A 12,445-nucleotide genomic window follows, 5' to 3' on the forward strand; every position below is an offset into this window, starting at 1 on the left:
CGAAAATACGCCTGCTTTCCATATCCTGCCGTTACAGGCGGGTCGAGACCTCTTCCTTCTGTGGCCGGCACAACCGGATTGCATTGATGCGCGAACCAGCTGACAGCCAGCGCGTCGCCGGGTGACAGGCGGATGCCCCCCGCCATGCGCCAAGTCCTTGTCGCGAAACATAATACGGTGTGCCGGTACGCGATGCCGCGAACCGTTACCGAGACCTAGGTCAAGCGGTTAATAGGCCTACGGGCAATAGAGTTAGGTAGCCTTCAAATAGGCGATTCCACTATAGTTTGGGCTGTTCAACTTAATTCCGTTCTGAAGGGCCGTCATGCTGGGATGGCAGGCCCGACTACTGGATCGGGGTTTTTGGGGGCGGGGCGCTTTGTGGGGGCGCATGTAGATGAGAGTTGGTGACATGAAAAAGACCGACATGGCCATTATCGGCATGGCTTGTCGGTTCCCCGGCGGCTGCAATACGCCCGAGGCGTATTGGGATCTGCTTGCCGGGGGGCGCAACGTCGTCACCGAAGTTCCCACCGACCGCTGGAACCATTCGCTTTTCAAGCACCCGAACCGGAAGGCGCCAGGGCGAAGCTACACTTTCGCCGCCGGGACATTGGGCGACATCCGGGGCTTTGACGCCGCTTTCTTCGGGATATCGGCACGCGAAGCCAACATGATGGACCCGCAGCAACGGATGCTGCTGGAGATGGGGTGGGAAGCGCTCGAATCCGGCGGACAGATTCCCGGCCATCACGTCGGACAAAACTGCGCCGTTTATGTCGGCATCTCATCCACCGAATACGGATCGAGCCAGCAGAGCAACGCAGACGGCATCAACGCCTATACAATGCTCGGCTCGACGCTTTCGATTGCCGCCAACAGGCTCTCCTACCAGTTCGACCTGCGCGGCCCGAGCATGGCGATCGACACGGCCTGTTCGTCGTCGCTCGTCGCGCTCGACGAAGCGCTCAATGCACTTCGTGCCGGACGCTGCGACATGGCGCTGGTCGGCGGCATCAGCCTGCTTCTCAGCCCCCTGCCCTTTATCGGCTTTTCAAAAGCGACGATGCTTTCGACATACGGGTTGTGCCGGGCCTTCGGCGAGAACCCGGGCGGATATGTCCGCGGCGAAGGAGGCGGCGTCGTCGTCATCAAACCCTTGGCCGATGCGCTTCGCGACGGCGATCCGATACAGGCGATCATCGAAGGATCCGGTGTCAACACGGACGGGCATACAAACGGCATCGCCCTTCCCTCGCACGAGACGCAGCGCCTGCTCATCGAACAAACGATGGCCAAATTCGAAATCGATCCGGCCGAGATCGACTTCTTCGAAGCGCACGGCACCGGCACGATCGTCGGCGATCCCGCGGAAAGCCGGGCGATCGGCGAAGCGATCGGCCAGAAGCGCCGATCCGGCGACGGGCCCCTTCCGATCGGATCGGCGAAAACAAATATCGGTCACCTGGAGCCGGCATCGGGCATGGCCGGTCTCATCAAGACGATCATGGCGATCCGGCATTGTGCCATACCTCAGTCGCTGCATTCGCAGACGCTGAACCCCGATATCGATTTCGAGGGACTTCGCATCGCGCCGGTGCAGAAGCTGACGCCGATCGATGCGACCGGGCGCCCGATCCGCGCCGGCGTCAATTCGTTCGGATTTGGCGGTGCGAATGCGACGGTGTTGTTGCGCGAGCATGTCGCTCAGTTCCCGGCGGCACGCGATGTTTCGCCGACGCCGCCACCACTTGTGCTGTCCGCCAAATCGCCGGTGGCGCTGCGGGCGATGGCACGTAACTGGGCGGAATTCCTGCGGCCGCGCGACAAGGACGACTACTACGACGCCGCGTTCACCGCGGCTTTCCGGCGCACGCGCCATCCGAGCCGCGCCATCATTCGCGGCGATACAGTCGGCGAAATCGTCGAGCACCTTGCCGCGTTTGCCGACGAGGCCGACGGCGCTGTCATTTCAAACGAAGCGGCCGTTTCAGATGCAAAGGTCGGCTTCGTCTTCAACGGCAATGGTGCGCAATGGCCGGGCATGGGCCAGCGGCTCTATGCCGAGAGCGAGACTTTCCGCCGCGAGGTCGATGCCATCGACGCGTTGATCGTCAAAATCGCCGGATGGTCCCTTGTCGAAACCTTGCATGCCGAGGACGCCGAGCAACGCCTTGGACGAACTGAAGTGGCACAGCCTGCATTGCTTGCGATCCAGATCGGCCTTTGGCGCTGTCTGCAGGAAGCAGGGCTGATGCCCGACGCCGTTGCCGGGCACAGCGTCGGCGAGGTTGCCGCCGCATATGTTTCCGGCGCGCTGGATCTCGACCAGGCCGTTCGGCTGGTCGTTGCCCGATCCGAGGCGCAAGGCCACACGCGCGGTCAGGGCCGCATGGCAGCGGCCGGGATTTCGCCGGAACGGGCGCTGAAGATCGAGAAGGAATTCGGTGGCAAGATCGAACTTGCCGCAATCAACACGTCAACCTCCGTCACACTTGCAGGCGACGAGCAAGCGCTGATCGAACTCGGAGACAAGCTGACGGCGGAGAAGATTTTCTTCCGTCTCCTCGATCTCGACTATGCCTTTCACAGCCGCATGCTCGATCCCGTGCAAAGCCATTTCCTGAAACAGATCGGCTCGGTTGCGCCGGCTGCAACGAGCGTTCCCTACTATTCGACAGTGCTCGGCGCCGAAACGCCGGGCGCGGCGCTCGACACCGAGTATTGGTGGAGCAATATGCGCATGCCGGTGCGCTTTCTCGACGCAATCGGCGCCATGATTGCGAACGGCGTCGAAGTGCTGGTCGAAATCGGGCCGCATAGCGTTCTTCAACCTTATCTGCGCCAGATTCTGCGTGAAAAAGGCAAGGCCGGTGCTCCCATCGCCAGCATGACGCGCAGCGCGCACGGTGCGCCGATGCTTCATCAAGTCGTCGATGCGGCGTTCTGCGCCGGCGCCGAGCTCGCGTTTGGCCGGTCATTTCCCGCGCCGGGCCGTTGCGTCGAACTTCCGGGATACCCGTGGCAACACGAAAGCCACTGGGTGCCGATAACGCCCGACGCCGACGGGCGCATGTATACATCCAATGACGGGCCGTTTCTGGGCAACCGGCCGCAACGCGGCCACGCGTTCTGGGAAACACAGATCGACGCAGAGTTGTTCCCGTTCCTCGCCGATCACAATGTCGGCGGTTCGATCGTGTTTCCGGCGGCAGGGTATGTTGAGTGCGTTCTTGAAGCTTCGGTCGCGCTGTTCGGCGGCGAGCGCCACTGCGTCGAGATGCTGGAGATTCGTCGTCCGATCGTGCTCACGCGTGGACAAATACTCAGCTTCCGGTTCATTTATGACGCCGACGACAAGGCATTCCGTATCGAGACGCGGAAGCGCACAAGCGAAGACCCATGGGCGCTGAATGCGGTCGGCCGATTGACCGAACACCTGGCCGGCGATGACGACACACCGACCCTGCCTCGCGATTTGGCATCGTCCAGCCGGATTTCGCACAACGAACATTACCGGATTGCCGCTGCGCTGGGCCTCAATTACGGGCCTGCCTTCCAGACGGTCGAGTCGGTGCTTGTGGCAGGAGACAGCGCGGTTGCCGAATTGCGGTCGCCGGACGCCGTTGTCGGGATGCTCGATACGTTCGTCCTCCATCCGAGCCTCCTCGATGGCTGTCTGCAGACACTGTTTTCGATCCTCTTCGAGGCCGGCGTCAAGGAGACCAATGCCTACCTGCCCTATCAGTTCAACGGCATCAAGGTGTTTCGGCCACATGCTCTCGCCGTTCGCTGCCATACGAAGCTCCGATCGCGCAGCGAAAAGTCACTCGTTGCCGATTTCGCGTTATTCGACGCCGAGAATAACTGTGTCGCCGAGGTGACCGGGCTGCGTTTTCTGCGAGCCGAGCTCCAGAACGCCAGTGCCGGCACGCGGCGCTTCCGGTTCGAAACGCTTCCGCTCGATTATGTTTCCGCCGAATGCGAAACACCTGACGCAGCGACGCTCGCCGCCGCGCTGGGCTTTGTCGAACGGAACGCCGCCCTCTCCGACCACGGGCCCGATCTTGACGCTATTGCGCGCGACCTGCTGCCGCACAACGACGCCGAACAGCACGCTCTCAGCAACGGTGCAAACGGACATCCCAATCCGGTGACGCTACCGTCGCCGGTGAATGGCACCGCCTATCGCCAATTGCACCGCATCGAAGCGCTACCGGGTGAAAACGGTCTGCGAATGTGGCAGGAAGCCTTGGCGCGCCATCCGGCCTATCTGGCCGAACTCAACGCCCTGATGTGCTGCAATGGCGAACAGAAGCCGAGCGCGACCAGCCGCGATCATTTGTTTGAAGGCTCGCCAAGTTTCGCACCAGCGCGTGCCTTGCTGGCAGAAGCGCTGGTCAAGATTGCGTCGCTTTGGCCCGTCAACCGGCGTCTTCGTATTCTGGAAGTCGGAACGGCCATCGGACTGGTGCGTGACGCCGCATCGATCTCCGCTACAGGCGCTGTCGATTTCACGGTCATTTCGGGCGACGAAACAAAGCTTTCCACTCTTGAAATGGACATCGACGCCCCGAACGTTCGGTTTCTCCACGCCGATCCAGCAGGGCTTTTGTCCGAAAGCGACATCAAGAAGCTCGGCGAATTTGACGTTGTCGTCTGTCCACTGCCGTCAGCCTCCGGCGGTATGACGCCGGCGCTTCGAGGGAATGTCAGCGAGTTGGTCGCGGCGGGTGGATTGCTGCTTCTGTCCGAACCCAAGCCCTCGGCGTGGATCAATGCCGTTGTCACGGCAGCAGGCCCAGATGTCGGCGTCGACATGCAGGAAGGCCGTATGGACGTCGAGGGCCTTGTCCGCTTTTTCGCGGCCGATGGGTTCTGTAATATTCAAACCGCCAATGCAGGCAGCGCGACAGTCTTTATCGCCGATGCACCACGGCCCGGTGACTTCAGAACCGCCCCGGCCCGAGCCAACATTGACGTCGCGGGATCGGGGTGGCTGGTTGTCTATGATCCATCCAAGGCCGAGGCGAACAGCGCGCGTGCACTGTGCGACGAGCTGGAGCGGGCCGGCGCCGTCGCGATCCAGGCGCATGCTGGCCATAACCCCGGGCAGGACGACGACGCGCTGCCGCTCGATCCGGATGTGGAAATGCAGTGGCTCGAAACCTATCAAGCCATGGCCGGAACCGGCATCGATCTTGGGGGCGTCGTCCTTTTCGGTGATATGTCGGCCGACGCTCGGCCCGGATGGAGCGCCTTGCTTGCGGCTCGGGCGATGTCGCACGCCGAGTTCAAAACGATGCCGCGGCTGCATATCGTTACGCGCAATGCATCGAGCTTCCGGGCAACCGACAAGATGAACCTCACACAGGCGCCGCTCTGGGGCATCGGGCGCGTTATCGCCAACGAAGTGCCAAAGACACGCTTGCGCATGATCGATCTGCAGGGCGACGATCCGGCGCAGACGGAGCTTATTTCCGCGCTCTGTGCATCTCTTCTCGATGCCGATCCTGAGTCCGAACTCGTTCTCAGCCCGGATGGGTCATTTGCGCCACGTCTGCGTGTTGTCGCGAACGAACAGTCCGCAGAAGCGGGTTTGAATGCAAGGAAGTTGACATTCACAACGGGCCGTCTCGGGTCTCTTTCCTGGCGGCCGGCCGCCATGCCGAAGCCAAAGCCGCATGAGATTGTTGTCGCACCGCGCGCCGCCGGCCTCAACTTCCGCGACGTTATGTATGCTTTGGGCGTGCTGCCGGAAGAGGCGCTCGAAGCGGGATTTGCCGGGCCGAGCCTCGGCATGGAGGCTGCGGGTATCGTGACCGAAGTCGGCGAGGATGTTACGGGCTTCCGGCCGGGCGACGCGGTTCTGTGTTTCGCGCCGCATTGCTTCGACAGCCACATTGTGACGCCTGCAGCGGCGGTGGCGATGAAGCCATCGCGCTTGAGTTTCGAGGAAGCAGCTACAATCCCGGCAGCATTTTTTACGGTTCAGTACGCACTCAAATATCTGGCGCGCTTGAGAAAAGGCGAGCGGATCGTGATTCACGGTGCGGCCGGCGGTGTTGGTCTCGCTGCCATTCAGATCGCGCGCCACATTGGCGCGGAAATTTTTGTGACGGTCGGAACACCGGAAAAAAGACGACTGATGAGGATGCTCGATATTCCGGAAAGCCGTATATTCGACTCGCGCTCGCTACTGTTTGCCGACGAGATCATGAAAGTGACTGGCGGCGAAGGCGTGGATGTCGTCCTCAATTCGCTTGCCGGAGAAGCGATTCACAAAAATCTAGGTCTGCTCCGTCCGTTCGGCCGTTTCATCGAACTCGGCAAACGCGATTTTTATGAGAACAATCGGATCGGGCTCAAATTCTTTCGGAACAATCTCAGCTATTTCGGCGTCGACGCCGACCAACTCATGGTTGAGCGACCGGAGCTCGCGCGCGAAATATTCGACGAGCTGATCCGCCTCTTCGACGCTGACATCTATACGCCCCTGCCTTACCGCGTCTTCGATTCAGACCGGGTGTCAGACGCCTTCCGGCTGATGCAGAAATCCGGGCATACCGGCAAGATCGTCCTGCGGCCGCCCGTCACCGGCGTTGAAGTGCCGAAGCGCGAGACTGCCGCCTTTCCGGTGCGGCGCGACGCGGCTTGCCTTGTGACCGGCGGGCTTTCAGGCTTTGGACTTGCCACAGCACGTTGGCTTGCCGGAAAAGGTGCCGGCGGGCTGGTTCTTATCGGGCGCTCCGGCGCAACCAGCGATGAAGCGCGTGCGGCCATCGCCGAGTTTGAAAAGCTTGGCTGCCACGTCATCGCTCGCGCCTGCGATGTGACCGACGTCAAGGCGATCGGTGCTCTTTTCGACGAAGCCGAAGCCGCCGGGTTCCCGATACGCGGTATCGTCCACGCGGCTGCGGTGTTCGACGATGCTACGATGGAAACACTCGATCAACGCCAGTACCAGCGCGTCATTGAGCCGAAAATCCGTGGCGCCCTTGTGCTGCACGAGGTCAGCCTCGGACGGGATATCGACTTCTTCGTGCTCTATTCGTCGATCACCACCGCATTCGGCAATCCCGGGCAGGCCAATTACGTTGCTGCGAATGCCTTCCTTGAGGCCTTGGCACAGCATCGTCGGGCCGCCGGGCTGCCGGCGCAAGCCATCGGCTGGGGCGCCATCGGGGATGCCGGTTATCTCGCCCGCAACGCCGACATGCGCGACCAGCTCGCATCGAAACTCGGCGCCGCTCCACTCAGCACCAGCGATGCAATGGCGCTTCTCGAAGGAGTTGTGGCGCGCGACGAATCCAATTTCTATGCGGCCGGTATAAACTGGCAACGTCTGCGCGCCGGGCTGCCCGTTTTGCAGGCGCGCGTATTCAGCGAGTTGGCACCCAGGGCTGAGCGAAATGCCGATGGCGCCAGCGCCGATGACATTCTGTCGAAATTGGCGGACGCCCCCCTGGAAGAGGCCGTCGGCCTGGTGTCAGAAATTCTCGCGGAGGAGATCGGCCAGGTTCTGCGCTTGACGCCGGACAAAATAGATCTCGGAAAGTCGGTGTTCGACCTGGGCATGGACTCTCTGATGGCGCTGGAGCTGAAACTCGGGATCGAGGATCGCTTCGGGATCGAAATTCCGGTCATGGCCCTATCCGAAGGTGGCAATGTCCTGTCGCTCTCGCTCCAGATCGTCGACCAGTTTCGCGGCAACAAATCGGGAGATCAATTCGCCGGCGATGTGCAATCGATAATCTCTCGCCATATCAATGACGACGATGTTGATAATGTCCGCAGAACAGACGACACTCGCGAAGTCTCAACAAGCGAAGATCAATTCGGCACGTGACAACATCAGATCCCAATGAGCCGCGCAAACTCTCCAAGGAATCCAAGGAGGAGGCGCTAAGGCGTATCCTCAAAAAGCGTAACGAGCTCTCGGGGGAGATGAATGGCGTCGCCGTTCGCGATTCCTCCAGTATCCCGGAGTCGCACTACAAAATCGAGAAGTTCGCCGACTACCAAACGCTGGTGTTGCAGCAGAGCCTGGCAAAGAAAGTCAATCTGGAAAGTCCGTACTTTCAAGAGCACGATGTTCTGGCGCGCGATACGACAGTTATCGGCGGTCGAGAATTCATAAATTTTGGAACATATAATTATCTCGATCTGAACGGGCATCCACGTGTCAACGAGGCAGCCCATCGGGCCATGATCGAGTATGGCACTTCGGCCTCCGCGAGCCGCCTTGTTTCCGGAGAACGACGACCACACCGGGAGCTCGAGGCAAAGATCGCCGAACTTCACGGCACCGCCGCCGCTCTGACATTCGTGTCGGGTCATGCGACAAACGTAACGACGATCGGCACGCTGCTTGGGAAGCGCGATCTTATTCTTCATGACCGGTTGATTCACAATTCGGTCCTGCAGGGGGCGCTTCTGTCCGGTGCGCAACGGCAGCCGTTCGATCACAATGACTGGCGCGGTTTGGACGATTTGCTGACGCGCTCGCGTCGCAAGTTCGAAAAGGTATTGATTTGCGTTGAGGGCGTTTACTCGATGGACGGCGACATACCGCCGATGCCCGAGATCATCGACGTCGCACGCAAACACAAGGCATTGACGATGGTCGATGAGGCGCATTCATTCGGCGCTCTCGGCACGCGGGGGCGCGGCATCGGCGAGCATTTCGGCCTGAGGGCAAACGATGTCGACATCTGGATGGGAACGCTCTCCAAAACGCTTGCGGGCTGCGGTGGCTATGTGACCGGCTCGGAAGCGCTGATCATGCTGCTCAAGCACACTGCGTCAGGGTTTCTCTATTCAGTCGGCATGCCGCCTCCGATGGCGGCGGCCTCGCTTGAGGCGTTGCGGATCATGGACGAAGAACCGGAGCGTGTGCGGAAGCTTCAGGCAAACGGCAAATTAATGCTCGATCGCGCCCGTGAAGCGGGCCTCAACACAGGCTACGCAATCGGCTCCACGGTTCTGCCCGTTATCACCGGCAGTTCGCTGTTAGCTGTACGTTTGTCACGCGCGCTTTTTGAGCAAGGTATCAACGCACCGCCGATCATTTATCCGGCCGTCGAAGAACGAATCGCGCGCTTGCGGTTTTTCCTCTCCAGCGCTCATTCCGCAGATCAAATTCGCTACACAGTGGCGGAAGTGGCCAAGCAGAAGAAGCGCCTCGAATCCTCGCCGCTATAGTCTTCAGAGACCGACAACTGTTTTCCATGACCGTTCGGTAAGGCAGACGGCGCTTACCTGTGACCGGCCATTGTCATCAGCCAGAATAACCCGACGACAGCGATCTCCCGTCGCGGAGACATAGTCGGCACCCACATGTACCAGCATGTTGTTGCCAGAAGGGGTGACGACAGGTCCGGTCGAGCCCGGCGCTGCGTTGACCGCATAAAGCGCAATCGAATCGCCGGTCGGGTTACTGCCGGCAGCCGCATCCGCGGAGGCAAGTTCGCTGGACGTCGGCATGGTTTCACAGGCTGCCAACCCGACCGAGAGAATCAAAGCAGCCAAAAATCCCCGCATAGCCTTACCTTTTCCAACACCCGCCACAGCACTGCTATCAGCGGTGCTGCTGTTTGATCTTACCATAGAAAATTTTCTTGTCATGCCGTGCCTTCCTTCGCATCGTCGGGCGCCAAACGCCGGAGCATCGGCGGCGTTTTTATCTCGGTCGGCCAGCCGATTGCCGCGGTAAGCCGACGCCGCAACGTCGAATCTCGCAGAAGGTCGATCAAGGCTTCCGACCATGCCAACTTGCTGTCTGGCGGCCGCAGAAGTCCATTGTAACCGTCCTGAACAACGCTTTCGTAAGGCTCCCCTGCCGCAAAAATTCCGACAGCGCCGAAGCGGGCAATGTCGAGATATTTTATCCAGGATCGCGCAGTGTTGAAGGGTGTCGACACAAGCGGTGCAAGACCTATGTCGAGGCGCGTCGTCTGGCTTCGCCGCCGGTATTCCGGCCACTGCATGGGCGGCAGCACCGTCACCCTCCGCAATCCGGCGTAATATCGCCCTGCCTGGCTGTCACCGACAATCTCGAAGCTGCAGGATGAACATTCGTCGAGCACAGGAGCCATCACGTCCCTGAGCCACTGCCGGTCAGCGCGATGTGTCTTCTGGCCGTGATAGAACACGCTCACACCGGCCTTCTCATTTGGCAGACGCGCGTTTGGTAGCGCAAACCGTTCCGGCGCCGGGTCGATGCGGTGTACGTTGCCCGCCGCGGCATAGCGGCGCGCCAACACATCAGACGAAACCCACAATTCGCTCGCAAGGACTCCTATGCGTCGCGCATAGCGAGCCCAGAAATGCATCATATAGAGCCGATAATGCAAAGGGAGATATCGATCCCCGATTGCCGCAGCCAGATCATCGTCGAGTAGATAGGCGACGCCAGCAAGACTGCTCTTCGCCTTCTCGAGGGCTCCCAACGATGCTGCATCCACATACCGCACGATAATCACGAAAGCATCGTCCAGCGGGACCGGCGGCCGCTCCCCCAAACCCCAGAAATGCACCGGCAAAGTCGAGCGCCGAAGCCGCTCACGCAAATAGATGTCGCATGTTGGCGACGGTACCGGTGTAAGAACGACTATGTGACCCGGTGTCCGCGCATACTCGCCGCAACAGCGAAACGATGCTGCGGAAAGAAGCGAACGTTGGCCCAAAGCCGGTTTCACCGTCGCGATCAGTTGGCGTTGATAACAACGGCAGCGGCCAGCGCCACACGAAAGATAACCTCGACGATGTCCCTGAACACGGCGAACGTCTTCTGGTTTGCAGCCGGAAGGACCATGATGTGATCGCCACTGCGGATCGGCTTATCGCCGTCATGCACCGATCCATCGTTCCGCATGACCAAGATGCGCCCTGCGTCACCCCGGTTGCTCACGCCGCCGGCATCGCCGATATAGGCACGTATTGATTTTCGTTCCTGCCAGAGCACGGTTTGCGGCAACTTCACCTCGCCGGAAATCACGACGACATCGCTCTTCTTGGGGATCACTATTTCATCGCCATCCTCAAGAATCATTTCACGCCAGTTGCTTCCGGCAAGCACAACACGTCCTTCCGGCCGGACCGCCCGGACTTGGGACACAAAACGCTCGACCAGCGCCGCTTCCTGCACGCGCATTGCCGATTCAGTTGCGCTAATGGAACTGTCCGTCAACACGGACCGCTGCAGCTCGTAAAGAGCGCGATCAATTGCCTGCTGTTGCCGCAATGCCACCGATTGACGGCGAAGATAGATGGAATTGATGTCGGCAAGAGATGGGTCGATTTCGATCAACTGCGCCACGGCACCCAATCTTGTCGCTCGCGGAACCGCAAATGCAGACGGCCCCATATCGTTGCCGTCAACCTTGACCACGATCGTTTCGGCCTCCCGATCCGCCTCGATCGCGATCGAATCGCCATCTGTCGGTTTGTAGGACGCCATCTGGCTCAGCGGGACGTAGGTGTTGAACTGCTTGCCTTCGCGCACGCCACGGATGAGCGCATGACTGGCTGACGGCCGGGGCTGCGCCAGCGTGATCAATTCAGCGCCGGTTGAACGGGCGGGATCGTATTCATAGCGATACTCGCTTCTCACATCGCCCGAGATTGTGATGGTTGGCATCTGCGCGCCCACTACAATCGAATCGTTGTCGGAGAAACGCACCGACGGCATGTCGCCGTCCTTCAGAAACCGGTAAAGGTCGATTGTCGCAACCGTTGCACCACGCCGGACCACCCGGATGTCCCGGAAACTGCCGCCGTCGAGATCAATGCCGCCAGCACGCGCCAGATAATAAAGGACGCTGTCATCCTTTGAACCCGGATAACGGCCGGGATACGGGACAGAGCCTGTGACGAAAACGCCGAGCGGCTGCGTACCGAGCAGATTCGTGTAAACCTTCACGTTGTCGGTAAAGACACTCGCAACGCTGCTCCGAACCCGCTGCGCAAGTTGTGCATTTGTGACCCCCTCAACCGTTACCGGTCCGATTTCGGGGAGGAAGATGTTTCCCTGGATGTCGACCACAAGAACCCCATCGAATGTTCTAGCGCCCCACATTCTGACCGCAATGCGGTCGCCTTGGGCGATCCGGTAGTCCGGATTAACACCGACGCTGCGGTCAACCAGACTGGAATTGGCAAAAATCTGCGAACCGAAAGGCAACAGTGCGCCAGTTGCAACCGGCGGAACAGCATTGGGAATGTCGGTACGCTTGCCACTCTGTTCACGCAAAAGCAGATCGCCGACAACAGGGCTTGTCTGCATTGCTTGCGGCTGCTCGCTGCCGCCCGGATCACCAAAGATTTCGCCCAGCGGTTCCGGCTCGAACGAGGTCGACGGCGCGCGCAAGGGCGCGTTCCCTCCCGGCCCGCCCATCGTCCCCTGGGCATGAAGCGCCCCGGCGCCAAGCGTGGTCAGCAGCAT

General features: G+C 60.3%; 5 protein-coding genes. 2 read left to right on the forward strand and 3 right to left on the reverse strand.

Annotation, left to right across the window (positions count from 1 at the left end):
* Nucleotides 1–412: 412 nt before the first annotated feature.
* Both Q7V31_RS05830 and Q7V31_RS05835 read left to right on the forward strand, forming a co-directional pair.
* Entirely contained in the window at nucleotides 413–7,849 is a 7,437-nt protein-coding gene (locus Q7V31_RS05830; RefSeq protein WP_304733023.1) for a type I polyketide synthase, read from the forward strand.
* Nucleotides 7,846–9,204 carry an aminotransferase class I/II-fold pyridoxal phosphate-dependent enzyme gene (locus tag Q7V31_RS05835; protein ID WP_304733025.1) on the forward strand — a complete coding sequence of 453 codons (1,359 nt, stop codon included), beginning with the start codon at nucleotides 7,846–7,848 and terminating at the stop codon, nucleotides 9,202–9,204. Before Q7V31_RS05830 ends, Q7V31_RS05835 begins: the two co-directional genes overlap by 4 nt.
* Nucleotides 9,205–9,207: 3 nt before the next feature.
* Here Q7V31_RS05835 and Q7V31_RS05840 read toward each other — a convergent pair whose 3' ends face one another.
* The 3 genes from Q7V31_RS05840 to Q7V31_RS05850 form a co-directional block, all read right to left on the reverse strand.
* A complete protein-coding gene (locus Q7V31_RS05840) occupies nucleotides 9,208–9,627 on the reverse strand; it encodes a DVU3141 family protein (RefSeq protein WP_304733026.1) in 420 nt (139 codons plus the stop codon).
* Nucleotides 9,624–10,571, reverse strand: coding sequence for a hypothetical protein (locus Q7V31_RS05845; protein ID WP_304733027.1), 948 nt, complete (start codon nucleotides 10,569–10,571; stop codon nucleotides 9,624–9,626). Before Q7V31_RS05845 ends, Q7V31_RS05840 begins: the two co-directional genes overlap by 4 nt.
* Nucleotides 10,572–10,708: 137 nt before the next feature.
* The gene (locus Q7V31_RS05850) at nucleotides 10,709–12,445 is read right to left on the reverse strand and encodes a polysaccharide biosynthesis/export family protein (protein ID WP_304733029.1); all 1,737 of its coding nucleotides are present in this window, start codon (nucleotides 12,443–12,445) and stop codon (nucleotides 10,709–10,711) included.

The sequence above is a fragment of the Parvibaculum sp. genome (genome assembly GCF_030651915.1).
Lineage (GTDB): Bacteria > Pseudomonadota > Alphaproteobacteria > Parvibaculales > Parvibaculaceae > Parvibaculum.